This window comes from Rhizobium mongolense subsp. loessense (assembly GCF_900099775.1).
Taxonomy (GTDB): domain Bacteria; phylum Pseudomonadota; class Alphaproteobacteria; order Rhizobiales; family Rhizobiaceae; genus Rhizobium; species Rhizobium loessense.
In genome coordinates this window covers 239,561-264,307 of record NZ_FMTM01000008.1, presented here as the reverse complement: position 1 = coordinate 264,307, position 24,747 = coordinate 239,561, and the positions used below count along the sequence as shown (strand labels likewise).

Sequence of the window (24,747 nt, the reverse complement as noted above, 5' to 3'; positions counted from 1 at the left end):
TTTCTCACCCGCAAAACTATGGTTATCAATTCCTCAAAAAAATCGCACTGATTCCAGCGCTTTAACCGGGTGGTAACACTAACGCGCTTTAATATACCCACGAATGGTTGAGTTATGAGTGGGTCGAGTCATGCGTTTTAGCGTTTCGCCAATGTTCGGAAAGCCGGCCGGCAATCTCTTGTTTATCGCCTTGCTGGCAAGCACCGCAACGGGCTGCAGTTCGGATGTGACCCGCTTCGGCGGTCTCTTTGCCGGGTCGGGCCAGGATCAGATGACGACCGGTTCTGTTCCGAGGCGGAACATGAATGGCTCACAGGGCGATCCGGTCCCGAGCGCCGATCTTCAGTCCGGAATGGCGCAACCCTCATACAATGCCGGCAATGACGCACTGAATCAGCCTTATCCGGCGAATCAGCCCTATCCGGCGACGACCGGAACGACAAGCTCCAGCGCGCGCCTTGCGTCTGCTCCAGTTTCTGTCCAGCGCACCGAACTTGCCGCCCCGACGGGCGCATCCCCAGCGCCGTCGCGCCAAAAGCAGATCGCCATGGCCCAGCCGTTCCCGGCAGCGCCTTCCAGCTCGCAAGCTCCCCGCCAGATGCAGGCTGCTCCGAAGCTGGCTGCGCCCGATCCGATGACGACAGGCACGACGCCGAAGGTCTCCGGATGGTCCGCGGCCAACGCGCCTACCGTCCTGGTGCGTCCGGGTGAAAATCTGGCGACGCTCGCCAACCGCTACGGCGTTCCCGAAAAGGAAATCCTTCGCGTCAACAACATGAAATCGGCCGCTGCCGTCAAGCCCGGCGAAACGATCCTCATCCCGACCTTCAACGGCGGCAGGAATGCTGCCAAGGCTGCCGCGCAGGCCGCCGATCTTTCCAAGACCGGTAAGCTTCCGCAGCCGTCGAAGACGCCGGATCAGAATCTCGCGGTGTTGCCGGGCGCAAACGCGGCTCGCGACAAGTCGCAGGCAGGCGCGGATGCTGCCGCGGGCAAGATTGCGGCCGGTGCCGGAAAGGACCCGAATGCAGGTGGCGGCACTTACACGGTCAAGCCAGGCGATTCCCTCGCCAAGATTGCCAAGGCGACCGGCACGAAGATCGATGATCTCAAGGCTGCGAACAACCTTTCGGCAAGCTCGATCCGCATCGGCCAGACGCTGACGATCCCGAACGGCTCTAGTTCCGCCGATCAGACGAAGACCGCGTCCATCCCGGCCAAGGCCGAGCCGAAGGCTGCTGCTCCGGCCGCAGTTGAAACGGCGTCTGCTCAGCCGGCCTCCTACCAGGCGCCGGTCGCAACGCAGACCGTCGACGAAGTCGAGAAGAAGTCCGATGTCGCCTCCGCAGCCCCGGAATCGACCGGCATCGGCAAATATCGCTGGCCGGTGCGCGGCGCCGTCATCGCCGCTTACGGCGCGAACGTCAATGGCAGCCGCAACGACGGTATCGACATCTCGGTGCCGCAGGGCACGCCGATCAAGGCCGCCGAAAACGGCGTGGTCATCTATGCCGGTAACGGTTTGAAGGAGCTCGGCAACACCGTCCTCATCCGCCACGACGACGGCACGGTGACCGTCTACGGCAATGCCGACACGCTGAGCGTCGCCCGTGGCCAGAAGATCCAACGCGGCCAGACCGTTGCCGTCTCCGGCATGAGCGGCAGCGTCAAGCAACCGCAGGTCCACTTCGAAGTCCGCAAGGACGCCTCGCCGGTCAATCCGATCACCTTCCTCGAATAGGTAAAGCGTCTCGGGGAAGTGCAAAAGCCCGGCTGACCGCCGGGCTTTTGTCGTTTTGCAACAGCCGTAGATCGGCTCAGTCGCGGGCGAGCGTGACGCGCATGCGACCTGCGAGATCCTGGATATACTGCCATGCGACGCGGCCGGAGCGCGCACCGCGCGTGGTCGCCCATTCCAGCGCTTCCGCATGCATCTTTTCGCGATCGAGCGTCAGCTTGAAATGCTCGGCATAGCCGTCGATCATCGTGAGATAGTCTTCTTGGCTGCATTTGTGAAAGCCGAGCCAAAGGCCGAAACGGTCGGAAAGCGATACCTTTTCTTCGACGGCCTCGGATGGATTGATCGCGGTCGACTGCTCGTTCTCCATCATATGCCGCGGCAAAAGGTGGCGACGGTTGGAGGTAGCGTAGAAAAGCACGTTGTCCGGCCGGCCTTCGATGCCGCCATCAAGCGCTGCCTTGAGCGACTTGTAGGCGGTATCGTCGTGGTCGAAGGAAAGGTCGTCGCAGAAAACGATAACGCGATGCGGCACCTGCTTCAGGATATCAAGCAGGGTCGGGAGGCTCGCAATGTCCTCGCGATGCACTTCTACAAGCTTCAGCGAGACGCCGCTTTCCCTCCGCACGTCCTCATGCACGGCTTTGACCAGCGACGACTTGCCCATGCCGCGCGCGCCCCAGAGCAGCACGTTGTTGGCGGCAAATCCCTCGGCAAAGCGCACCGTGTTTTCGTGCAGGATGTCACGCACATGGTCGACGCCGCGGATGAGCTTCAAGGCAACACGGTTCGGCCGCGCGACGGGCTGCAGATGCGTGCGGGCAGGCGACCAGACGAAACAGTCGGCGGCATTCCAGTCGTTGACGCCGGGCGCTGGACCGGCCAGCCGCTCGACCGCATTGGCAAGCCGCCTCAGCTCCTGCAAAATGACGCTGTTCAATTCTTCGGCCATTACATGTCCTCCTGAATTTCCTGCCGCGGCATCCGCGCCCGAGTTTTTCGACGCGCAGTAGCATGGCCTTTCCACAGCGGAAAGGTTATGAGACAGGGGAATCGGTACGCCCGCAGGCTGTTTTTGTTGCATTCGTTCTTGCCGCAACTATAGTCCGGCCACCCGAAAAAGAGAGGCGGATATACGCCGCCCGTAGTTGAGGAGCTTATCAATGTTCATCACCCCGGCATTTGCCCAGGCCGCACCGGATGCCGCTGCGTCGCCTTTCGGCTCCGGATTCGAAATGATCATCCTGTTCGTGCCGCTGATGGTCGTCTGGTACTTCCTGCTGATCCGTCCGCAGCGCGCCCAGGCCAAGAAGCGTGCAGAAACCCTGAGCGCGATCCGCCGCGGCGACCAGGTCGTCACGGCTGGTGGCCTCGTCGGCAAGGTAACGAAGGTCGTCGACGACAAGGAATTGGAAGTCGAAATCGCTGAGGGCGTGCGCGTTCGCGTGGTCCGTAGCGGTATCGCCGACGTTCGCGTGAAGGGCGAGCCCGTAAAGGCAGACGCCGCGTAATTCCGGCAGGCAGATCAGCCGGATCAGAGGCGTCGAGACTGAAATGCTCCATCTTTCCCGTTGGAAAACAGTTCTGATCTGGCTCATTGTCTTTGTGGCGGCGCTCGGCGCCGCCCCAAATCTCTTCACGGACGTCTCGCTGCCGGGCTGGATGCCGCACAAGCGGGTGGCCCTCGGCCTCGATCTTCAGGGCGGCTCGCATATCGTGCTGAAGGCGGAGCGCTCCGATATCCTCAGGAAGCAGCTCGAAAACACCGTTGCGAGCGTGCGCGGCAGGCTGCGCGAAGCGAAAATTCGCTATACGGGCCTCGCCGGCAATGGGCAGACCATTCAGGTCCGCATCACCGATCCGAACCAGATCGATCGGGCTGTCAGCGTTTTGACGCCGCTGACAGCTGCGGCAACCGGAGCCCCGGATCCCGACGTCACGCTCTCGAAAGGCAATGACGGCCAACTGACGCTGCAAATCACCGGCAAGGCGATCGGCCGAAGCCTGTCGGCGGCGCTCACACAATCGGTCGATATCGTTGGCCGCCGTGCCGTCGAGGCGGGCGGCATCGATCCTGTCATCGTAACCCGCGGGCCGGATCGATTGTCCGTTCAGGTGCCAGGCCTCGCCGACCCGCAGCGGTTCAAGGATCTTTTGAGCCAGGATGGCCGGCTCTCCTTCCACCTGATCGATAGCAGCATGTCGCCGCAGGATGCGATGAGCAGCACCGTGCCGGCGCGCTCGCGGATCGTCTATTCGCAGGACGACCCGCCGGACGCCTATCTTGTAGAGCGAACGGAAGTGCTGTCGTCGGCCGATCTGAGCGATTTCCAGGTCGAGCCTGGCAACGACGAAGACAGTTCCATCCTGACCTTTCACTTTAATCCCGAGAGTGCCAGGCGATTTGCCGAGCTGACGCAGAACAACGTGGGGCGGTCCTTCGCGATCCTTTTGGACGATCAGGTCATTGCCGCGCCTGATATCCGCGAGCCGGTTACCGGCAATAGGGGCGAGATACAGCTCAACTATTCGCAGGAGGAGACGGAGGACCTCGCCGCAATCTTGCGCTCAGGCGCGCTTCCCGTAACGCTGACGATTGTCGAGGAGCGGACGATCGATCCCGGTCTCGGCGCCGGATCCATCCTTTCCGGCTTCGTCGCAGGGCTTGTTGGCGCCGTTCTCGTGATCGGCCTGATGGTGGCGTTCTATGGTATCCTCGGTGTGATTGCCGGCGCTGCGCTTGTGGTCAACATCATGATGATCCTTGCGGTTCTCAGTCTGTCGGGAGCGCCGCTGACCTTGCCGGGTGTTGCAGGCATGGTGCTGACGATCGGCATTGCGGTCGATGCCACCGTGCTGATCTACGAACGTATCCGCGAGGAGCTCAAAGGGGGCACGCATCTCGATCAGGCGATCGGCGTAGGCTATTCCAGGGCCTTTATGACCGTCGTCGATGCCAATATCACGACCTTGATTGCGGCAGCGATCCTCTTTTACCTCGGAAGCGATGCCATACGCGGCTTTGCGGTCACGCTTGCGATCGGCATTCTAACGACGGCATTCACTGCCTTCCTCTTCACGCGCCCGCTGGTCGTTGCCTGGGTGCGCCACCGCCGCCTCAAGCATCTGCCGAAGAGCGTCCACACTGCTATCTTCGACGGCACGAACATCCGCTTCATGGGCATTCGCCGCTACAGCTTCACCGCGCTTGCGGCCCTTTCGCTGGTTTCCATGTTGGCAGTAACGACGATTGGCATGAATCTCGGCATCGATTTCACAGGCGGCTCCGTCATCGAAGTGAGATCCAAGCAGGGACCGGCCGATCTCGAGGATATCCGGTCGCGGCTGAGCCAACTGAATATAGGCGATATCCAGGCCAGGCGCCTGCGCGATGCCGCAAACGCCATTATCCGCATTGAAGCGCAGGGCGGCGGCGAAAATGCCGAGCAGTCGGCAATTACCCTCGTGCGCAGCGAGCTTGCGGACCAGTATGATTTCCGCCGCGTCGAAGTCGTCGGCCCCGCCGTTTCCGGCGAGCTGACGAAGACAGCGACGCTGGGCGTTCTTGCTTCGCTTGCGGCGATCCTCGTCTATATCTGGTTCCGCTTCGAGTGGCAGTTCGCCATCGGTGCCATCATCGCGACGCTGCACGACGTCATCCTGACGCTCGGTTCCTTCGTCGTCACCGGGATCGAATTCAATCTGACGAGCATCGCCGCATTGCTTGTGATCGTCGGCTATTCGCTGAACGACACCGTCGTCGTTTACGACCGCATGCGGGAAAACCTGAAGCACTTCAGGAGGATGCCGCTGCCGATCCTGATCGATGCCTCGATCAACCAGACGCTGTCGCGCACCATAATGACGTCGGCCACGACGCTGCTTGCGCTGCTCGCGCTCTACCTCTTCGGCGGCGAGGTCATCCGCTCCTTCGCGCTGGTCATGCTTTTCGGCGTTGCCGTCGGAACCTTCTCCTCCATTTATATTGCAGCACCGGTACTGATCCTCTTCAGGCTTCGCCCGAAGACCTTCGACGAGAAAGAGGATGGGGCCACCGATGAAAAATCCGGAAAGGCCACAGTGTAAGCCATGGCTAAAGGCATCGAAATCCGCGAGGCCCATTTCCCCGGCCGCGCTCCCGTCGACACGTACGGAAATGGCGGCTTCCGCTTTGCCGATATGTCCCATCGCGGCTCCATCCTCTGCCTTCCATCAGGCATCTACGGCTGGGACATGGATATGTCGAAGGGGCTCTCCGTCGAGAGTTTCCAGAAAGTGCTGGATGAGGCAGATGACATCGAGGTTCTGCTCGTCGGGACAGGCACCGAGCTTCGCCGCTTGCCGCTGGAGCTGAAGAATGCCCTGAAGGCCCGCGGCATTTCTTCCGACCCGATGAGCACGGGTGCTGCCGTGCGCACCTTCAACATCATGCTCGCAGAATCGCGCGCCGTCGCGGCGTCCCTGATCGCGGTCTGACAATGGCGGACAAACCGATGAGCAACCAGGAGATCTGCCTGGCGATGCTGCGCGACAGCGACCGCGATCGCTATCTCGCCTGCCTTTTGTCTCCGCAGGACAAGCGCGGCGCACTCGCCGCCCTTTACGCCTTCAATGCCGAACTCGCCCGCATCCGCGATCTCGTGCATGAGCCGCTGCCCGGCGAGGTGCGCATGCAATACTGGCGCGATCTGCTGGAGGGCAGCGCGCACGGCTCGACCGAGGCAAATCCTGTTGCCGCATCCTTGCTAAGCGCGATCGAAACCCACCGCCTGCCGCGCCAGACGCTCATCGACATGATCGATGCGCGCATCTTCGATCTCTACGACGATCCGATGGAAACGCGCACCTCACTCGAAGGCTATGCCGGAGAGACGGCCTCCGCGCTGATCCAGCTCGCAAGCCTCGTCTTGTCGGCGGACGAGGCGGCAAAATCCGCGGAGGCCGCGGGCCATGCGGGCGTCGCACAGGCTATTGCCGGCATGCTGCTGCTGATGCCGCTGCACCGCCATCGGGGCCAGCTCTATATTCCGCTCGAAATTCTCAGCGCCACCGGCCTCGACCGCGAGAGCTTCCTGGCGGGCAAGGACAAGGTGCGCATTTCCGCTGCTATCGAAGCCTTCGTCGGTCTTGGCCGCGATCATCTCGCAAAGGCCCGTGCGGTCGTGCTCCCGCCCGCCATTTTTCCAGCCTTCCTGCCGGTGACGCTTGCCGAGCCAATGCTGATGAAGGCGCAGAAGGCTGGTGCTGCACTCTTTGATCAATCGCTGCAACAGCCGCAATGGCGCCGCCAGCTCGGCATGACGCTGGCGCTGATGCGCAGGAAAATCTGAATCTGTTCAAACTCGCGCAAGGCTCACGCACTATAAGCGGACAACCGCTAAGCCTGAATCGGAGAAAACGGCGTTGAGCATGATCGTCTGGTCCGTCATTTTTGCCCTTGTGGTCTTCCTGGCCTTCGTCGCGACCCGCATGGCCGCACAGTACAAGGATGAGGAGGGCCTTCACGATACTGGTCTCGCGATCCTGGAATTCAATCGTGCCTTCCCGCACGAGGCGATCCGCCAGCTTCAGGCGACGGCCGACGGACAGGTGGTTTTCGTACGACTGCACGACAACAAGGCGGGTTTCATGCGCAATATGCACCGCCACTTCTCCTGCCATGTGCTGGAGCCGGGCAGGGTGCGCGTCGTTAGTTCGGAAACGGGAAGGGGCCTGGTCATCGATTTCCTCGATCACCCGCATCACAACGGCGTTTTCGAATTCGCTTCCGCCAAGGAGGCAGCCGAAGTTTCGCTATGGCTGCTCGGCAATTACGTCGCCGACGCAGACCTTGCGCTGCCGCCGGCCGAAGGGCCGGCAGCCAACAATCGGTAACACTCAGGCGCTCACTGCAAGGGGCGCGCTCTGGCCGAGCCATGTGGCGCAATCGGCAAGTGCGCGCTTGGCGATCAGCTGCCGCTTCAGGATAGTCTTGTCCTTGCCACGGAAGCGCTTGACGCCCTCCGGTTTGACGATCGAGCCCGGCTGCAGGTCCGGAAACAGACCGAAATTGATGTTCATCGGCTGGAAGGAGCGCTTGCCCGGTTCCTCGTCGGTAACGAGATGCCCGCCGGTGATATGGCCAAGCAGCGAACCCAAAGCCGTGGTCGCCGGCGGCAGCAAAACCGCTTCGCCCTTGCGTTCGGCGGCGGCGAAACGCCCGGCCATCAGCCCGACGCTGGCGCTTTCGACATAACCCTCGCAGCCGGTGATCTGGCCGGCAAACCGCAGCCCTGGCCGCGACTTCAAGGTCAGCGATGGATCGAGCAGCGTCGGCGAATTGATATAGGTGTTGCGATGCAGGCCGCCGAGGCGGGCGAATTCGGCGTTCTGCAGGCCCGGGATCATCCGGAAGATTTCCGCCTGCGCGCCGTATTTCAGTTTCGTCTGGAAACCGACCATGTTGTAGAGCGTACCAAGCGCATTGTCCTGACGAAGCTGCACGACGGCGTAGGCTTTGACCGATGGATTATGCGCGTTGGTCAGCCCCATCGGCTTCATCGGACCGTGGCGAAGCGTCTCGCGACCGCGCTCGGCCATCACTTCGATCGGCAGGCAGCCGTCGAAATAGGGCGTGCCTTCCCACTCCTTGAAGCCGACGGTGTCGCCAGCGATCAGCGCGTCGACGAAGGCATTATACTGCTCCTCGTCCATCGGGCAGTTGATATAGTCCTTGCCGGTGCCGCCGGGACCGACCTTGTCGTAGCGCGACTGATACCAGCAGATATCCATGTCGATGCTGTCGCGATAGACGATCGGTGCAATCGCATCGAAGAACGCAAGCGCGTCCGCACCCGTTTCTTCCTGGATTGCCGCAGCCAGTGACGGCGCTGTCAGCGGTCCGGTGGCGACGATCGCCAGATCCCACTCCTTCGGCGGGAGCCCGGTCACTTCCTCGCGAACGACGCTGACGAGCGGATGGTCGTTGATTATCTTCGTCACTGCGTCGGAAAAGGCCTCGCGATCGACCGCGAGCGCCCCGCCCGCTGGAACCTGATGCTTGTCGGCGCAGGCCATGATAAGCGAGCCTGCCATGCGCATTTCGGCATGGATTACGCCGACGGCATTGCTCGTCGCGTCGTCGGAGCGGAAGGAATTGGAGCAGACGAGCTCCGCAAGGCCGTCGGTCTTATGCGCATCTGTGCCGCGCACGCCACGCATTTCGTGCAGGATGACCGGCACGCCGGCATTGGCAATCTGCCATGCGGCCTCCGAGCCGGCGAGCCCGCCGCCGACGACGTGGATGGGGGAATAGGAAGAGGTCTTGTTCATGCGCGGCTGATATCACGCCCGGCGCGAACAGGGAACTCCCGGCGTGAAAAAGCCGAACTGAGCGGCAAATGCCACAAGATGCCGGTCCCAAAAGTGTTGCTGGCGAGTGCTCCAGGGGATCGCATGTCGCAGTCGTCGAGGAATTGCCCTGCGCTTACTCCTTGGCGTGCATTCCGTCGAACCCATAAGCTCTCTGGCCGAGCGCCACGCGGATCGCGTACCGCGCGTGCCAGTGTATATCGGTTCGGCAGTCTCTGTGAAAAAGCATGGCCTCAAGCCGGCACCAGTTCCGCCGCTGCGCGCTCGATTTTTGCCGAAACCCTGCCGGTCTGGTTCCGTCGCGATGTCTTCTGTCCTTTGCTTACAGCAACCGGCGCCGCTGCGGCTTGTTCGGTTTCGCTGACGATCCGCCGCAGAGCCTCGCGCGATTTTTCAGCGAAGTTCCGCTGCAGTGGATTGTCGTAGTTATATTGCTCGACCATGGCGAAGACGCGTGCAGCCTCCGGCTGGCGGCCCGCCGCCGCCAGTGCCACGCCTTGCTTGTAGTGGGCCTGCGCGTCGTAGGGCGAGCGTTCGATGATGCGGCCGAAAGTCCTCGCGGCCTCCTCGTAGCTGCCGAGCGCGAGTTGCGTGTCTCCAAGACGAAGATAGACCGGATTCGGGTCGTTGATGCGGCCGATAAGCGCCGTGAAGCCGGCCTCGGCCTCGTGCAGCTTGCCTTTCTCGAACATCAGGCTCGCCAGCCCGAACTCCGCACCCATATGGCTGGGGACGGTTTCGAGAAGCTGCCGGAATGCCGCTTCGGCAAAAGCTTTGGCGCCGTCGCGGTACATTTGCAGCGCCTGGTCGTAGACGAAGCGGATGCTGCGGGGATGGATCACGTTACCGAGATTGCGGCCGCTGCGCGTGCGGAACAATGTGCAACTGATCCGGCGCTCATCGGGGCCGAACATGTATTTATAGCGCTCGTTGCCGCGCAGAAAGTCGTATGTCTTGAATCCGTCCGCAATCGCCCTGCGAATGCAATAGCCATGCAGGATGAGGCCGGGCGAAGGCGTCTTCCAGGTCTCGTCGCGGCCGGTGATGTAAAAGAGGATCGACTTTTTCTGCCGGTCGACGATGTTGGCTAATGCGCCGAGCGGCCGGTCGCCGTACCACATCACCGGCACATCGAGATTGCCGTCCTTGAAGCTGTCCATCAGCAATTGGCGCGTCGCTCCGATCAGCCGTTCTGTGCGTTGCTTGCCTTTCCGCCCAATCCATTTCGTGCGCCACAGCTCGAAGAGAATATCGAGGTCGCGGTCAATGGTTTCCGGCGTTGCCATCGTGATGCGATAGTCGTCGTTGCCCTCGACCTTGCGCAGGAAGCGCCGCAGTTTCTGGCGCGTCTGGCTGCTCATCTTCTGTTCCAGATAGTCGTCAAAGCTCGATGGCAGCGTGACGACCGGGCAGATACAGTTGTCTATGTTTTCGGGATTTTGCGGGGAGCTGTCGCGGAACATCACCTCTGGCCCTTGCAGCGCGCGAACCAGTCCTTCGCGCCTTTCCGGAGGGCCGCTGAAATAGTCCAGCTTCAGATGCGTCCAGTTCTGCCGTTTCAGATAGGCGGCAAATCCGGCGATCGCGTGCTGCTCATAGTCCGGCTGCGCGATGAAGCCGGTATAGTCGGCCGAAAAATTGCCGGCCATGATGATCTCATCGAAAAAGAAGCCCGTCTTCTTGTCATGCTGGGTTGTGACACGCAGAGGAAAGAAGGCGACGTAGGGAGAGCGATCCTCGCGTTCGCGCAGCGCTAGGATGAACCAGCGTTTGCGATGAAAAAGATAGGATTTCAGCCATATCCAGGACAGGAAATGCTGCGCATGAGGATCGTCCATATAGACCCGATCCCAGTCTTCGCGGACAGCCTCGAAGCCGGCCTCGGTGTCGATCACGTCAATGCGCATGGTCCCCTCCCAATACCCATAACACATTCGGGAGGCTTCATTCTAAGGGCAAATGCAGGGCTTCAAATATGCCGTTCGGATGAAACGTTTCTATTAAATATGATTAGCCGCCGGGGGTTAGGTGCAGGGGCTAAAGCTTGCCGGAAACATGTGAGCTTGCGTTGATGAAGCTCCAGAGCGATTGGCTGATCGAGACGATCTCGGCGATCGATTTCTCCAGCGCCGCAATCTCCTTTTCGTCGAGTCGCTCGACCTTGCCGTAGCTAATTTCCTTGTCGTCCTCGACGAAGCGCATCAGTTGCGTGCCGGAGATCTGGCCCTTGTCGTCGAAGGAGTAGATGCAGTGGTTATACTTGTTGCGCATCTTGGATTCCTTCTTCATGCGAGACATGGCGTGAAGAACGGCCTTGCGGTCTGCTGCGGGCGTGGAATGCAGCTTTGCGAGACGCTCGACCAGGTCGATCCTCGCCCGTGTCGTGTTGAGCGTCAGGAACACGACGATTGCCGCATCCTTCCGGATTTTGAGAAGGTGGGCAATGATGTAGATCAGCAGGCTTTCCGTATTGGTCCAGACATAGTTCAGGCGGCCGACCCGCAGCAGCACGTCAGACATCGCCGCCATGAAAGCCTCCCTCCGTCGATCCTCTAGTGAAACGATACTTCAGATCGCCGTGGGAGGCCTTGTTTTCCTTTGTTGCCTGCTGCCATCAGCGTTCCTTGAATGCACGCGACATGCTGTCGGTGATCGGTTTCGTCAGATATTCGAAGAAAGTGCGTTCGGATGTCTGGATCAGCACGTCGGCCGGCATGCCGGGCACCGGATGGAAGCCGTGAATCTTCCTGATCTCTTCGTCGGGTATTTGGACACGCACGATGTAGACATCCTTCACCTGCTGGCCGGCATTCTCCTCGATCGAGTCTGCGGAAACGTAGAAGACGTTGCCGTTCAGCACCGGCGTCGTGCGCCGGTTGAGCGCGGAAAGGCGGATGGCTGCCGTCTGGCCCTCATGCAACTGGTCGATAGACGTGCGCAGTACCTGCGCTTCGATGATGAGCGGCACATGCGCGGGCAGGATTTCCATGATCGGCTTGCCGGTGGTAATGACGCCGCCTGCGGTGTGATAATAGGTGCGCACGACGGTGCCATTGACCGGCGAGCGGATGACCGTGCGTTCGAGGACGCCTGCTGCTTCGCGAACCTGCTCGCGCACGCTGTCAAGTTCGGATTCGGCAGTTTCCAGGGCGTCGAGTGCAGCCTGCTTGTTGGAGTTGACGGCGATGACCGCTTCCTGACGGAACTTGGCGATCTCCGCCTCGCTTTCATTGAGCTCGCCGGTCAGCCGCGATATATCGCCCAGCGCGTCGGCCATGGCGCGTTCGATCGCCAGAAGGTCGGTCTTGCGCATATAGCCGACCTTGACGAGACGAGCCTTGGAATCGCGCTCTTCTGTCAGAAGAGCCAGCTGGCGTTCGAAGGCTTCCCTCTGGCCGTTGTATCCCTTGAAGCGGTGTTCCAGAGATTTGATGTTCTTCTCGATGAGGTTGAGCTGTTCTTCCAGCTTGATCTGCTTGCTGTGGAAGACGACGTTCTGGCTCTGGATGATTGCATTGACGTCTGGGTCGCTCGCCTCGGCCATGACGATGTCGGGTATCTTGAATTGGCGGGCGCCTTGGGCCTCGGCGCGCAGCCGCGCTACCACCGCTTCAAGGCGTAGGCGCCTCAGCTTCAGCATCCGCTCGTTGGAGAGCGCGGCCGTCGGGTCGAGTGTCACGAGAACGTCGCCTTCGTTGACGACATCGCCTTCGCTGACGCTCATTTCCTTGATGATGCCGCCTTCGAGATGCTGCACGATCTTGTTGTTGCCGGTTGCAACGAAGCTGCCCTGCGCGATGATTGCGGAGGCAAGCGGTGCAGTTGCCGCCCAGAAGCCGAAGCCGCCGAAGGAGGCGAAAAGGACGCCGAGCCCGATGATGCTGTGATAGCGGATGGAGCGCGGCACTTCGCTGTACCATTCGATTGGGTTGCCGGCCGGTTGCGGTTTTTTACTGACCATTGTCGTTACCTTCGATACGCGGCGGCTGCGGGCCGTTACCCTTGGAAAGCGCTTCCAGGACCTCGATACGCTCGCCGAACATGGCGACGGAGCCTTCCTTCAGAAGCAGGATCTTGTCGACGCACTGAAGCAGGGCGGGGCGCTGCGTGATCGTTACCGTCGTGATGCCCTTTTTCTTCGCATGGATCAGGGCACGTGCCAGCGCTGCTTCGCCCTGCGAATCGAGGTTGGAGTTCGGCTCGTCGAGAACGACGAACTTGGGATCGCCGAAGAACGCACGGGCAAGCGCGATACGCTGTTTCTGGCCGCCGGAAAGCGGCGCACCATCGGCGGCAACGATCGTCTCGTAGCCTTGTGGAAAGCTCGCGATCAGCTCATGTACGTCGGCAAGCACGGCCGCCTCGAAAATCTGCTGGTCTTCGACGTCGTCGCGCATGCGCGATATGTTGGCCTTGATCGTACCGGGAAAGAGCTGAACGTCCTGCGGCAGATAGCCGATGCTTTCGCCGAACTGTCGTTGGTCCCAGTTGCGCAGGTCCATGAGGTCCAGGCGAACATTGCCGGAGGTCGGCAGGATCGAGCCGACGAGCATCTTGCCGAGCGTCGTCTTGCCGGAGCCGGAATTGCCGATGATCGCCAGCGACTCGCCCTTCTTCAGGGAGAAGGAGATGCCGTTCAGGATCACCTTCTTCTGCGGCGGCGGTACGAAGAGAATGCGCTCGACATCCAGCCGGCCTTCCGGGTTGGGCAGCCGCAGCCGCGGGAAGTTCAGCGGCGAGGTGATCAGCAGCTGCTTGATCCTGCCGAAGGCAGACGCCGACTTGTTGAACTGCTGCCAGCCTTCGATTGCACCTTCGATCGGCGCCAGGGCACGGCCCGAAACGATCGAGGCTGCAATTACCATGCCGCCCGTCATCTCGCCCGAAAGCGACAGATGCGCGCCCCAGCCGAGCAGTGCGACCTGCGTGATCATGCGGCAGGCCTTCGAGACGCCCGAAAAGACGATATTCCGGTCCTGCGCCGAGACGTGCGATTTCAGCGAGCCGGCCGTCTCGCGGCCCCACATTTTCACCGCCTCGGGGATCATGGCGAGCGCATTGATGATCTGCGAGTTGCGCGACATGGAATCGAGGTGGAAGTTCGCACGGCTGAGATAGCCGTTCGCCTCGGCGAACTGCCGGGCCGTGAACTTCTGGTTCAAATAGGCAATGACGAAGAGCACTGCGCAGCAGGTCAAAATGATGAGACCGAGATGTGGATGCACCATATAGACAACGACGACGAAGAGCGGCATCAGCGGTGCATCGAGAAAGGCGATGAGCGTGCCCGAGGTCAGGAAGGACCGTAGTTGCTGCAGATCCTGCAACGTCTGGTAGTCCCTGCCGTTGCCATGCAGCGATGCGCGAGCGGCGGCACTCAGGATCGGCGCCCCGAGTTGCACTTCGAGCTCGACCGCCGTGCGCATCAGAATGAAGCGCCGGATCGAATCCATGAAGGCCTGCAGGATGACGGCGCCTAGAACGGCAACCGTGAGCATCACCAGTGTATCGATCGAACGGCTCGTCAGCACGCGGTCGGAAATCTGAAAGAGATAGAGAGGGATCGCAAGAAGCAATACATTGATGGCGATCGTGAAGGCCATGACGATGACCATGTTGCGCCGGACAGCTGCGATACCCCTTGCGAGGCTGACGGCAAAGTTCACCGGTTCGCTGCGCTTGTGGAAGCTGGCGCCGCCACCGCCGCCACCGCCGCCACCGCCAAAATCGGGGGTCTTGCCGTTGTTGCCGCCGTCGTTGCGCTGGCGGCGCTCGTTCTCCCTGATTGGCCCGCGATTGCCGTCGATCGTCTTGGCGAAAGGAATTGCGGGATTGGCCTTTGCCTCGCTCTGATCACCTGGCGTCTCGAGCGGCACGATCGGCGTGTCAGGCGTTGTCTTGGCAACGGTTTCCCCGGCCTTCGCCTGTTCCGCCGAGCGCTCAGGACCTGAGACGGCTCGCGAGCTTAGCGGGATCAGCGGGGCCGTCTCCTCGGCTGGATTTTCGATCGGCTCAGGGGCTTTTTCGGCCTTCGGCTCGGCGGTCGAAACGGACTGCGCCGGCGCCGTGCGGTTCTCCGTGAGCTTCCGCAGGCTCGCAACGGCTTCGTCGATCGCCGACATGCAGGCGCCCGTCACCGTTTCGTCGACGCGGCCGGTACTGCCAAATCTGAGCGAGCGGTCGGCGGCAAGCGTCTGTTTTGAAATATGGTTCACGTAACGTCTCCCTCTGGCTCGGTTAGGCGACGACGGTTTGCATTACGTCGGCCGGTTGCGCCAGCGTCCATGAAAGGTCATGACCTGCGTTGATGACCGCGTCCTCGGATCCGCCAAGCGGCTCGTCTTCCCCGAGGAATGCGATGACTTCATTGACGAGATGATCGCTGTTCGGCCGTGGCTGCGATGTGTCGTGCTCCACCAGGCCGCCCTGGATCAGGATGGCATCCGAATAGAGCTGGCCGGCAAGGTAGGTCGTCTGGCCAAAGCTGTCGTAATCGGTAATCTGGGCGATGTTGACGACGGCATTGCTGCCCGTGTCGATCTTTATATCGGCGCCCTGGTTGTGCTCGAGAATGTTCGATACGGCCTGTGTCACGTCGTCGGAATCACCAAGGATGCTCACCTGCTTGATGATGTTCACATCGTAGAGATTGCCGGTGATGTAGAGGACGTTAAGGCCGATATAACCTTCGAAATTGCCGTCATGCGATAGCCCCGACGGCATCGCCGCATCGCGGTCCTCGATTGCCTTTTGCGTCTGCACCACATAGTCGGGCATCGCTTCGAAACGGTCGTTTGCGCCGACGTTGTGGATGGATGCGAGGTTCCAGATCAGATTGTTGCCGGATTGCACGGTGGCACCCGGAGCCCCGTCCTCGGTGCGCACCCAGTCGTTGTCATAGAGCAGGGCAATCTGCGAAATGACATTCATGTCGAGAATGTCGCCGCCGACGATGATCAGGTCGTACTGCATGCCGATCCCGAGGAAGGAGGCAAGGTTGACGGCGGCATTGCCGCCCGTCAGCACGGTTGCCTCCGAGCCGGTCGTCGTCACAGTCATCGTGTCGTTGTCGCTGATGAAGTGATACTGCTCGATCCAGTTCACGAAGGAAACATCGCCTTCGATCACGCTGACGCGCCATGCGGTGGGAAAGATCGTCTCAGCCGCCTGTTCTGCGGTGTCCGGCTTTCCATCGTCGTAAGTGCTGCGCTCGAAAATCGCGATGTTGTTCGCAACGGTCATCGCGCTGTCGTCATGATTGAACACGGAAGCGATCTCGTCGCGGTCGCTGTAGACGTAAAACTGCGAAATCGCATCGATCTGATGGTAGTTGCCCATCACAGCGGTAACCGGCGATATGATCGTCGTCTCGGTGATTTCCACCACGTTTGCAAGCACATTGGCGCCTGCGGCCACATCGAGGCTGTTGCCGCTGCCGCCGTCCTGTTCCACGGGTACGTCGCTTTTCTCAGGCTCTGCGGGCGGCGTTGCGATGCCGCGGTCGGGCATGAAGACGTCGATCGAAGGCGCTTCTTCGACGAGCTGACCGTTCACATAAGTATAAGTACTAATGCCGTCGATCTGGTTGTCTGGGAGCACGAAGATCTGCGGTTCCCCGCTTTCCATCGTCGTGGCGCCGCTCTCGCGCGCCGCCTGGATATACTCGTGGATATCGTCTGCGATCGCCCGCAGGCCCTCCTGCGTATCGACGCGGTCATAGGAAGAGAAGGGCGTAGAGGCGTCCGCTTTCTCGCTGAATTCCATGAGGCGGTGTGTGACGAAGCTCGTGTCGCGCAGCTCCGGCTGATCGCCGGTCATATTCAGGTGGTCGTCGTCGATCAACATATTCGCCTGGGCCACATGGCTGATGACCGACCCTGGTCCCTGGAAGACTTCGAGTTCTTCTTCCTCCTCGCCGGGAAGGTAGACATTGGCGCCGAAGTGTGGAGCGCTGAGATCGCGCGATGCAATCTCGGCCAGCTTCTTCAGGGTCTCTTCGAATACTCCGCCGAAGTCGTGCGGATCTCCGTAGTTAATATCATAGCTGACGGAGCGGTAATTGACGCCCGGATCGTAATCTTTCAGCTGAAGGTTCGAAGCAAAGGCCGGGCTGGAAGCCTCGTCCTCTGACAGCGAAGGATCGGCTTCGCGCGGACGGGCGCCGTCCAGGTAATTGCTTCGCATCCGCGCTTCGTCGGTTGCAGCGCCGAATAAGCCGATGAAATGGGCAACGATTTCCGAAATCTTCTCTGCATGCATGACAGCCCCTCCCGTTCAACACGGTGTCCGGCCTGAAAGGCAGCAAACTCATCGATGACGAGCTATTCTTCTCAGCCGCTTCTCAAACCGCCAAACTGCACCGGCGGAATGCCGGTGCAGTTTGTTTCCGCAGTGGTCGGAGGTTAGGCTCCAGAGTCGGCGTCGTCCCCCGCCAGGTTGCCGCCTACGACGCTGCTGTCGAAGGTGTTGGAGAGCAGGTTGGCGCCCTGAACGACTTCCAGATGGAAGCCGGAATTGGCAATGATCGCCGAAGCATCGGCCGTGCTCGTACCGGTGATATCGTCACCTGCGCCGCCTGCCCAGCCGGCACCGCCGATGTCGATGCCTTCCGAGCCGAAGGCCTTGCCGCCGTCCGCTTCGAGATGGTTGCGGGCCCCTTCGTTATCCATCTTGATGTTCCAGGCACTGTCCTGGTCGGCAAGATGATTTGCCTGGACAGCGCTGAAGCCGTTGCCGCCAGCACCGAGCGAGCCGTTGAGGATGTTGTCGACATCAAGCGTGAACGAGAAGTTGTCACCGATATTGAGGTTGCCGCCGGCGATCCCGAGGTTGTCGAAATCCTTGACGTCTTCAAGAACGGCGAAGTCTGTGTCCGTCTTGTTGAAGCTGTCGGTTGTCGTCGTATTGTGGCTGTTGGTGTCGGTGATCGTCTTGATATCGGTGTCAGTATCGGTGATCGTCTTGATATCGGTATCGGTTATGGTCTTGATGTCAGTGTCCGTCTTGGTGCTGGTGAAGGTGTCGTTGTCGCTGTACGACTTGCTGTCGTAGCTCCAGTCATAGTCGGTCTTGACGTCCGTATCGGTGATAGTGGTCGTCTTGGTGTTGGTGATGTTGTCGTTATCGCTGTACGACTTGCTGTCGTAGCTCCAGTCGTATGAGTTGTCGCGGTTGTCGCCGTTGTTGGCATCGACATCGATCTTGGAGTCCACGTCGACGTCGACGCTGCTGTCGCTGTTGTTGCGGTTGTCGCCGTTTGCCACACCGCCGACATAGCCGGTGGAGCCGTCCTCTACGTCAGTATCGTTGATTGCAGTATTGGCGAAGCCGTCGGCAAGCGCGCCGACATTCGTTTCGTCGCCGCCATTCGGATAATTGTAGCTCATTTCGCATTTCTCCAAAAAAATTCGGAGCAGCTTTCGAAATCCCTTTCATCTCAACGGGATTTTGCTCGCGCTTGCTCCGATACTGTTACAGATCGGCAGATGTAAGCACTACCTTGTCACCTGCATTTGATGTTCCGGTTTGTAGACCAAACCCTCATTGAACTGCGCGTTACTCAGTACAAAGGCGCAGGTAACTGATCCGCAATTGTAAGATTGCAGACTTCACGCACTTATTTCTTTGAGTTACCCCAGCTAAGGCGCCGCGATACCGCAGGCACTAGGTGATATTCCGACGCCTCCCATGTCGCCACTTGGCAACGGTGCGACTGTGGCCGAGAAAATATTATGTTGATAGATACCAATTCGGGCTAGCGAATCAGGAATTACTGGAAAAAGCCGGAGATAATCATGGAAAACAGACTAGCGAGGTACTCGGGCATCTAGTCGCGTCTGCGCAAACTGATGCCGCCAGGCCGCGGGCCTCGTGTTCCGAAGGTTCAGCTTGCTGGATCCGCGGCCAGAACGTTTTTATAAGTAAATTCTTAGTTCACGGCCGCGACAGTAAAATACCAAAAATAGTCGGTCTTTTATATTGGGACACAAATACCATTTCGAGACAAAAATATTGGAACATATAGCCCAGAAGTTAGCTGTACTTACGCCGATACAACCGGAACAATAGGAAATATCACTTTAAATCTGCAAAAACTAACCCATTTGGGCCATTTATTTTCGTATCTGTTCATATTACCATAATTAAGAAATGGCTAACTAACTAAGACCGAAATTTTTAGGGCACACCTCTTTGGGTGTTTTCACAGTATCGCCCAAAGCATCTGTAACGTGTAACGCTATGGGGAGGCGTAAATGTTCATGACGGCGTCGAAGACGGGGGATGCCGACCAAAGCCGAAAGTTCGGCCCGGCCGGAGATACAATACTGGTCATTGCAAATGCGGATTTGTTCTCCGAATGCCTAGCGGAGGCTTTGGCGAAGAAATTCGCAGGCTGCGAAGTGGTCAGCAAGGGCTATTCAAAGGCGATGCTGGAAAACGACGCAAACGATGCCAAGCTCGTGCTCTTCTACCATATCGCCGGCCCCGAGTTGAACGAGGCGCTTCAGGTCGTGCGGGAAAACCACCCGTCGACGTCGATCGGTCTGGTGGTCGAGGCGATCGACATGCTGGAGCCCTATATAAACCGGCTGGTTGAAGCGCGGGTCATTGATGGCGTGCTGCCGCTCAATCTCCGCCTCGACGTGTTCATGGCGGCGGTCGACCTTCTGATGAAGGGCGGCGAGCATTTTCCATCGGCGCTGCTTAACCGGCTCACGGCCGCGCAGCCGGAGAAATCGCTTTACGACACGAAGTCAGTTGCTGCAGCCAGTGGCGGCAATTTGAGGCTTCGCCAAGGCGATCTTTCCGCGCTCACCACCCGCGAAGTCCAGATCCTGGACCTGATCTGCAAGGGTACGCAGAACAAGATCATCGCCGATGAGCTTCACCTTTCCGAAAACACCGTGAAGGTTCACGTACGCAACATCTACAAGAAGATGAATGTCCGCAACCGCACTGAGGCCGCTTCACGCTTCTTCAACAATGAAGCCGGCAACGCATCGGGCAGGTGGCGAAACTAGACCCTCAGGGTCATCAGGTGGCCGGTCGCGCGAAGCAGCGTGACTTCTGGCCGAACCCGCTCGGCGTGCAGATCCATGGCGCGGAGCCATGATAAACCTTGGACCCCGCGCTCACTGGCACTGCCGCTCTGTTGCTTGCCACCGCATAGCTGTAGACCTTGGTGCTGCGCGGCACTTTGGTAACCACGGTTTTTGCCGGCTTTGCATTGGAGGCAAGTGCCAGGTCGTCATCGACGGCTGCGCATGAGATCGGTCCTGCGGCGATGAGCATCAGCCCAAAAGCCAGCGCAGTCCTGCGGACGGTGTCCGACGCCCGTATTCCGGTGAAATCGAAGTTCCGCATCGCTCTTTCCCCTCAGCAAGGCAGCCTTTTGCCTGTCTTCCCCTCCCATGTCTAGAACGTATTGGTTGAGCGAAGCTTGCATTGTCGATTCTGTTATCAAATCCAACATGGTTAAGCAGGATTAAACAGGCTTACATCAACTGTATTACAAGAGTAATCAATTCGACATAGCCCACGGTTTTCATATTGACGGAATATAAAAGCCTAATATCATCAACCATAGATAGACTTGAATTGGTAAATTAGAATAAACGCTACTCAGATAGTTCAAGTATCTATCTATGTTGCTTCGGAGTAATTCTGGAGACTGAAGGAGATCTACTAAATACAGGGATCAGTGTTCTTGGTCCCATTGGGAAGGGGTTTGTAATGCGTAGTTTCGTTCCCAACGAAATATGTTCCGGTTATGATAACCTATCGGGCCGGACACCAAAGAAAGTGCTCGTCAACGGAGGCGCGGGATTCCTCGGCTCCCATCTTTGCGAGCGGCTTCTCAAGGGCGGCCACGAAGTCATCTGTCTGGATAATTTCTCGACCGGCCGCCGATCCAACGTCCACCATCTCCGGCCATTTTCACGTTTTCGGATCATCGAGCACGATGTTCGCAGTCCGTTTGACGTGGATGCGGCGCTGATTTTCAATTTCGCGTCTCCGGCATCTCCGCCCGATTATCAGCGCGATCCGGTTGGAACTCTGCTTACCAATGTGCTCGGCGCCGTCAATGCGCTCGATCTCGCACGACGGAACGGCGCGACGATCGTGCAGTCCTCGACCTCCGAGGTCTACGGCGATCCGGAGCACAGCCCGCAGCGGGAGAGCTATTGCGGCAACGTCAACCCGGTCGGTCCGCGTGCGTGCTATGACGAAGGCAAGCGCAGTGCCGAGACGCTGTTCTTCGACTACCATCGAGCCTACGGCGTCGATATCCGGGTCGGGCGGATATTCAACACCTACGGACCGCGCATGCGTCCGGATGACGGTCGCGTGGTCTCAAATTTCATCGTCCAGGCGCTGCAGAATAAGAACATCACCATTTACGGCGATGGCTCGCAGACCCGTTCCTTCTGCTATGTCGACGATCTGATCGAAGGGTTCCTTCGTTTCTCGAACGCCGGGAAGAAATGCACCGGGCCGATCAATCTGGGCAATCCGGCCGAAATCCCGGTGCGCCAGCTCGCCGAGATGATCCGCGAGATGACGAACTCGCGCTCGCGCATCGTTCATCTGCCTCGGGTCACAGATGACCCGAAACAGCGGCGGCCGGATATCTCTCGGGCCCAGGCAAAACTCGGCTGGCAGCCGCGTGTCTCGCTGGAAATCGGCCTTGGAAAGACGATCGAATATTTCGAGGCACGTCTTTCCGCGGCAAAGGTAGCGGAGGCCGTATGAGATGTCTCCCTACATCATCGTCACTGGTGGTGCCGGCTTCATCGGCAGCCACATCTGCAAGGCGCTGGCCGGCGCGGGGTTCACGCCGGTCGCATATGACAATTTGTCGACCGGCCATCAGGATGCCGTTCGCTGGGGTCCGTTGATCGATGCCGACATCGCCGATGTCGGCTCCCTGAAAAAGGCGCTCGGCCGGTTCGAGCCGGTATGCGTCATCCATTGCGCGGCGAATGCGTATGTCGGTGAGTCCGTCGCAGATCCGCGCAAGTACTATCGCAACAATGTTGCCGGCAGCCTTGCGCTATTGGAAGCATGCCTTGACGAGCAAGTCGATCGCATCGTCTTTTCGAGCAGCTGCGCGACCTATGGCATTCCTGCGGCGTTGCCGATCCGCGAGGAGACGGTTCAGCTGCCGGTCAATCCCTACGGACGGACGAAACTGATCTTCGAAATGGCGCTGGAGGATTATGCAGCCGCCTATGGCCTTCGTTTCGTGTCGCTGCGTTATTTCAATGCCGCCGGCGCCGATCCGCAGGGCGATCTTGCCGAGCGTCATGAACCTGAAACTCATCTCATCCCGCGCGCGTTGCTTGCGGCTGCACACCGTCTGCCATGCCTGGAGGTATTCGGCAACGACTACGATACCGAGGATGGCACCTGTGTTCGCGATTACATCCATGTCAGCGATCTCGCGCAAGCCCACCTTGCCGCCGTTGACTACCTTGCAAGCGGCGGCGAAACGCTGCGAGTCAATCTCGGTTCCGGCCATGGCACCTCCGTCGGCGAGATACTGAGCGCCATCCATCGCATCACCGGACACGAGGTTCCGGTTCGCTACGATATCCGCCGCGCCGGCGACCCGCCGGTGCTTTTTGCCGATACCGCACGGGCGCGGGCGGTTCTCGGCTTCACGCCGCAGTTCTCCGATATCGACACGATCATCCGCACGGCAAGCCCGACCTTCGGTCTGGAGGTACGCGCATGAACGTCGCGCCATTCGTGACCAGACAGAGAAGGGCGACGGCGACCCGTGCTGCTAGACAGGACGCGCTCGAGCCCATCTTTGCAGGATGGAGCCGCGCCGCCTACTGGTTCGGCGTCGCCTGCTGGCTCGCCGCGCTTGCCTATTTCTGGACATGGTGGCTGCAGCCCTCGCATGTGATCTCAACGCCTGCATTCATCATGACGACGGCGACCGTTGCCTGGCTCACGCTGATCCCGGCCTATTTCATCTTCATCTTCGTCAATGCGAAGCGGATTAAGCCTTCGGCAGCCGTTCCCCCGGGCCGCATCGCAATGGTGGTCACCAAGGCGCCGTCCGAGCCCTTCGAGGTGGTGCGCAAGACATTGCTCGCCATGCTGGATCAGAAGGGCGTCGAGTTCGACATCTGGCTCGCCGACGAGGATCCGACGGAGGAGACGAAGCGCTGGTGCGCCCGGCATGGCATCTTCATTTCGACGCGCAAGGGCGTTGCCGCCTATCACCGGACTGAGTGGCCGCGCCGGACACGCTGCAAGGAAGGCAACCTTGCTTATTTTTACGATCGCTACGGTTATGACCGCTATGATTTCGTGGCGCAGTTCGATGCCGACCACGTACCGGAGCCGACTTATCTGCAGGAGGTCATGAAGCCCTTCGCCGATCCGCGCGTCGGCTATGTCTCGGCTCCCAGCATCTGCGATGCGAATGCCGCCGGCAGTTGGGCCGCAAGAGGCAGGCTCTATGCCGAGGCAAGCCTCCATGGTTCGCTTCAGGCTGGTTACAACGGTGGCTGGGCGCCGCTCTGCATCGGCTCACATTATGCCGTGCGCACCGCAGCGTTGCGTCAGATCGGCGGCCTCGGACCGGAACTCGCCGAAGATCACTCGACGACGCTGATGATGAACGCCGGCGGCTGGCGCGGCGTGCATGCGCTCGATGCGATCGCCCATGGCGACGGTCCGGCGACGTTTGCCGATCTCGTCGTCCAGGAATTCCAGTGGTCGCGGAGCCTGGTGACGATCCTGATGCAATACTCGCGCATCTACGTACCGAAGCTGCCGCTGAAGCTGAAGTTCCAGTTCCTGTTTTCGCAGGTCTGGTATCCGCTGTTTTCGGCGTTCATGCTGCTAATGTTCGCCCTACCGGTCCTGGCCTTGCTGACAGGTCACGTCTTCGTCGGCGTCACCTATCCGGACTTCCTGCTGCATTTCTCGCCGCTGTCTCTGGTGCTGATTGCGCTTGCGCTCTTCTGGAGGCGCAGTGCAACTTTCCGCCCATATGACGCCAAGCTTTTCGGCTGGGAAGGCATTGCCTTCGTTCTCCTACGCTGGCCGTGGTCGCTTGCCGGAAGCCTGGCTGCGCTGCGCGATCACGTCTCCGGCTCCTTTGTCGATTTCCGCATCACGCCGAAGGGCACGCAGGCGCAAAGGGCGCTGCCGCCGGTCGTTCTGCTTCCCTATGTGCTGCTGGCGGGTATTTCCCTTGCCGCGATGGTGCTGGCGCCTGCCGAAGGCGCTGCCCGCGGCTTTTATATCTTCGCCGGCATCAACGCCGTGATCTATGCCGCGCTGGCCATGCTGATCGTTGCGCGCCACGCACGCGAGAACGGGTTGCCGCTTATGCCCCGCTCACGCGGTCTTAGGCTCGTGGCGGCCAGCGCGCTGACGCTTCTGGTCGCCAGCACCGGCGAAATCCGGCTGCACGGCCTGAGCAGTCTCGAAGCGCTGTTGCATGGCCAGGGCGTCGTCAGTTTCACGGAAGCTAAATTCGCAGTCGCAGGCGCCGGTCTCGGCGGCGGCAAGACGCGGATCGTCAAATTCCGCTTCAAGTGGAATGGGTTCCGGCAGCAGGCTGCCGCAGGATCAAAGAGAGTGGAGCCGAGCGCGTAGAGTCAAAGCCATGTCGGCGGGTGCGCTGCGGTTGA

Annotated in this window: 19 protein-coding genes; 10 read left to right on the top strand and 9 right to left on the bottom strand. The window is 59.8% G+C overall.

Translation table 11 applies throughout. The features are described from left to right. The first annotated feature begins 130 nt into the window (after window positions 1-130). Complete coding sequence (locus BLP23_RS24160; RefSeq protein WP_092587278.1) at window positions 131-1,741, top strand: LysM peptidoglycan-binding domain-containing M23 family metallopeptidase; 1,611 nt, start codon at window positions 131-133, stop codon at window positions 1,739-1,741. A gap of 76 nt (window positions 1,742-1,817) precedes the next feature. Here the strand turns inward: BLP23_RS24160 and BLP23_RS24155 are convergent, their stop codons facing one another. Further along, window positions 1,818-2,690, bottom strand: coding sequence for an ATP-binding protein (locus tag BLP23_RS24155; protein ID WP_092587277.1), 873 nt, complete (start codon window positions 2,688-2,690; stop codon window positions 1,818-1,820). Between the two features lie 211 nt (window positions 2,691-2,901). Here BLP23_RS24155 and yajC point away from each other — a divergent pair, with 211 nt between their 5' ends. From yajC to BLP23_RS24130, 5 genes are all read left to right on the top strand, one after another. Further along, window positions 2,902-3,249 (top strand): preprotein translocase subunit YajC, encoded by a 348-nt coding sequence (yajC, locus tag BLP23_RS24150; protein ID WP_022715367.1) that lies wholly within the window; start codon window positions 2,902-2,904, stop codon window positions 3,247-3,249. A 43-nt stretch (window positions 3,250-3,292) separates the two neighbouring features. Next, a complete protein-coding gene (gene secDF / locus BLP23_RS24145; RefSeq protein ID WP_092587276.1) occupies window positions 3,293-5,824 on the top strand; it encodes a protein translocase subunit SecDF in 2,532 nt (843 codons plus the stop codon). 3 nt (window positions 5,825-5,827) lie between these two features. After that, a complete protein-coding gene (locus BLP23_RS24140) occupies window positions 5,828-6,214 on the top strand; it encodes an Mth938-like domain-containing protein (RefSeq protein WP_092587275.1) in 387 nt (128 codons plus the stop codon). Window positions 6,215-6,216: 2 nt separating this feature from the next. Then, window positions 6,217-7,068 carry a phytoene/squalene synthase family protein gene (locus tag BLP23_RS24135; protein ID WP_092587274.1) on the top strand — a complete coding sequence of 284 codons (852 nt, stop codon included), beginning with the start codon at window positions 6,217-6,219 and terminating at the stop codon, window positions 7,066-7,068. Window positions 7,069-7,141: 73 nt separating this feature from the next. Next, window positions 7,142-7,612: a hypothetical protein gene (locus BLP23_RS24130; RefSeq protein WP_092587273.1), complete on the top strand. Its 471-nt coding sequence runs from the start codon at window positions 7,142-7,144 to the stop codon at window positions 7,610-7,612. A 3-nt stretch (window positions 7,613-7,615) separates the two neighbouring features. Here the strand turns inward: BLP23_RS24130 and trmFO are convergent, their stop codons facing one another. The 7 genes from trmFO to BLP23_RS24095 all read right to left on the bottom strand — a co-directional run bounded on the left by trmFO (window position 7,616) and on the right by BLP23_RS24095 (window position 18,474). After that, window positions 7,616-9,049, bottom strand: coding sequence for a methylenetetrahydrofolate--tRNA-(uracil(54)-C(5))-methyltransferase (FADH(2)-oxidizing) TrmFO (trmFO, locus tag BLP23_RS24125; RefSeq protein ID WP_092587272.1), 1,434 nt, complete (start codon window positions 9,047-9,049; stop codon window positions 7,616-7,618). A 272-nt stretch (window positions 9,050-9,321) separates the two neighbouring features. After that, window positions 9,322-10,995 (bottom strand): GNAT family N-acetyltransferase, encoded by a 1,674-nt coding sequence (locus tag BLP23_RS24120; RefSeq protein WP_092587271.1) that lies wholly within the window; start codon window positions 10,993-10,995, stop codon window positions 9,322-9,324. A 130-nt stretch (window positions 10,996-11,125) separates the two neighbouring features. After that, window positions 11,126-11,617, bottom strand: a complete 492-nt coding sequence (locus BLP23_RS24115) for a hypothetical protein (RefSeq protein ID WP_092587270.1) — start codon at window positions 11,615-11,617, stop codon at window positions 11,126-11,128. 85 nt (window positions 11,618-11,702) lie between these two features. Beyond that, the gene (locus tag BLP23_RS24110; protein ID WP_092587269.1) at window positions 11,703-13,049 is read right to left on the bottom strand and encodes an HlyD family type I secretion periplasmic adaptor subunit; all 1,347 of its coding nucleotides are present in this window, start codon (window positions 13,047-13,049) and stop codon (window positions 11,703-11,705) included. Beyond that, window positions 13,039-15,303: a type I secretion system permease/ATPase gene (locus BLP23_RS24105; RefSeq protein WP_092587268.1), complete on the bottom strand. Its 2,265-nt coding sequence runs from the start codon at window positions 15,301-15,303 to the stop codon at window positions 13,039-13,041. The genes BLP23_RS24110 and BLP23_RS24105 overlap by 11 nt, the downstream gene beginning before the upstream one ends. A gap of 22 nt (window positions 15,304-15,325) precedes the next feature. Beyond that, on the bottom strand, window positions 15,326-17,347 hold the full coding sequence (locus tag BLP23_RS24100; RefSeq protein WP_092587267.1) for a hypothetical protein: 2,022 nt from the start codon (window positions 17,345-17,347) through the stop codon (window positions 15,326-15,328). A 143-nt stretch (window positions 17,348-17,490) separates the two neighbouring features. Further along, entirely contained in the window at window positions 17,491-18,474 is a 984-nt protein-coding gene (locus BLP23_RS24095; RefSeq protein ID WP_092587266.1) for a fibrinogen-binding protein, read from the bottom strand. Window positions 18,475-19,341: 867 nt separating this feature from the next. On the opposite strand from BLP23_RS24095, the gene BLP23_RS24090 reads away from it, so the two are divergent. Beyond that, the gene (locus BLP23_RS24090) at window positions 19,342-20,109 is read left to right on the top strand and encodes a helix-turn-helix transcriptional regulator (RefSeq protein ID WP_092587265.1); all 768 of its coding nucleotides are present in this window, start codon (window positions 19,342-19,344) and stop codon (window positions 20,107-20,109) included. 13 nt (window positions 20,110-20,122) lie between these two features. Here the strand turns inward: BLP23_RS24090 and BLP23_RS24085 are convergent, their stop codons facing one another. Further along, window positions 20,123-20,452, bottom strand: coding sequence for a hypothetical protein (locus BLP23_RS24085; RefSeq protein WP_092587264.1), 330 nt, complete (start codon window positions 20,450-20,452; stop codon window positions 20,123-20,125). Between the two features lie 369 nt (window positions 20,453-20,821). On the opposite strand from BLP23_RS24085, the gene BLP23_RS24080 reads away from it, so the two are divergent. The 3 genes from BLP23_RS24080 to BLP23_RS24070 are packed head-to-tail and all read left to right on the top strand — an operon-like array spanning window position 20,822 to window position 24,712. Further along, window positions 20,822-21,841, top strand: a complete 1,020-nt coding sequence (locus BLP23_RS24080) for a UDP-glucuronic acid decarboxylase family protein (RefSeq protein WP_092587263.1) — start codon at window positions 20,822-20,824, stop codon at window positions 21,839-21,841. A gap of 1 nt (window position 21,842) precedes the next feature. Next, the gene (galE, locus tag BLP23_RS24075; protein WP_092587262.1) at window positions 21,843-22,826 is read left to right on the top strand and encodes a UDP-glucose 4-epimerase GalE; all 984 of its coding nucleotides are present in this window, start codon (window positions 21,843-21,845) and stop codon (window positions 22,824-22,826) included. Next, the gene (locus BLP23_RS24070) at window positions 22,823-24,712 is read left to right on the top strand and encodes a glycosyltransferase family 2 protein (RefSeq protein WP_092587261.1); all 1,890 of its coding nucleotides are present in this window, start codon (window positions 22,823-22,825) and stop codon (window positions 24,710-24,712) included. The genes galE and BLP23_RS24070 overlap by 4 nt, the downstream gene beginning before the upstream one ends. Window positions 24,713-24,747 lie beyond the last annotated feature (35 nt).

What these genes read in the sequence shown, in the direction of transcription:
- BLP23_RS24160 (WP_092587278.1), top strand. Translation starts at nt 131, where the DNA reads ATGCGTTTTAGCGTTTCGCCAATGTTCGGAAAGCCGGCCGGCAATCTC.
- BLP23_RS24155 (WP_092587277.1), bottom strand. Translation starts at nt 2,690, where the DNA reads ATGGCCGAAGAATTGAACAGCGTCATTTTGCAGGAGCTGAGGCGGCTT.
- yajC (WP_022715367.1), top strand. Translation starts at nt 2,902, where the DNA reads ATGTTCATCACCCCGGCATTTGCCCAGGCCGCACCGGATGCCGCTGCG.
- secDF (WP_092587276.1), top strand. Translation starts at nt 3,293, where the DNA reads ATGCTCCATCTTTCCCGTTGGAAAACAGTTCTGATCTGGCTCATTGTC.
- BLP23_RS24140 (WP_092587275.1), top strand. Translation starts at nt 5,828, where the DNA reads ATGGCTAAAGGCATCGAAATCCGCGAGGCCCATTTCCCCGGCCGCGCT.
- BLP23_RS24135 (WP_092587274.1), top strand. Translation starts at nt 6,217, where the DNA reads ATGGCGGACAAACCGATGAGCAACCAGGAGATCTGCCTGGCGATGCTG.
- trmFO (WP_092587272.1), bottom strand. Translation starts at nt 9,049, where the DNA reads ATGAACAAGACCTCTTCCTATTCCCCCATCCACGTCGTCGGCGGCGGG.
- BLP23_RS24120 (WP_092587271.1), bottom strand. Translation starts at nt 10,995, where the DNA reads ATGCGCATTGACGTGATCGACACCGAGGCCGGCTTCGAGGCTGTCCGC.
- BLP23_RS24115 (WP_092587270.1), bottom strand. Translation starts at nt 11,617, where the DNA reads ATGGCGGCGATGTCTGACGTGCTGCTGCGGGTCGGCCGCCTGAACTAT.
- BLP23_RS24110 (WP_092587269.1), bottom strand. Translation starts at nt 13,049, where the DNA reads ATGGTCAGTAAAAAACCGCAACCGGCCGGCAACCCAATCGAATGGTAC.
- BLP23_RS24100 (WP_092587267.1), bottom strand. Translation starts at nt 17,347, where the DNA reads ATGCATGCAGAGAAGATTTCGGAAATCGTTGCCCATTTCATCGGCTTA.
- BLP23_RS24095 (WP_092587266.1), bottom strand. Translation starts at nt 18,474, where the DNA reads ATGAGCTACAATTATCCGAATGGCGGCGACGAAACGAATGTCGGCGCG.
- BLP23_RS24090 (WP_092587265.1), top strand. Translation starts at nt 19,342, where the DNA reads ATGTTCATGACGGCGTCGAAGACGGGGGATGCCGACCAAAGCCGAAAG.
- BLP23_RS24085 (WP_092587264.1), bottom strand. Translation starts at nt 20,452, where the DNA reads ATGCGGAACTTCGATTTCACCGGAATACGGGCGTCGGACACCGTCCGC.
- BLP23_RS24080 (WP_092587263.1), top strand. Translation starts at nt 20,822, where the DNA reads ATGCGTAGTTTCGTTCCCAACGAAATATGTTCCGGTTATGATAACCTA.
- galE (WP_092587262.1), top strand. Translation starts at nt 21,843, where the DNA reads ATGTCTCCCTACATCATCGTCACTGGTGGTGCCGGCTTCATCGGCAGC.
- BLP23_RS24070 (WP_092587261.1), top strand. Translation starts at nt 22,823, where the DNA reads ATGAACGTCGCGCCATTCGTGACCAGACAGAGAAGGGCGACGGCGACC.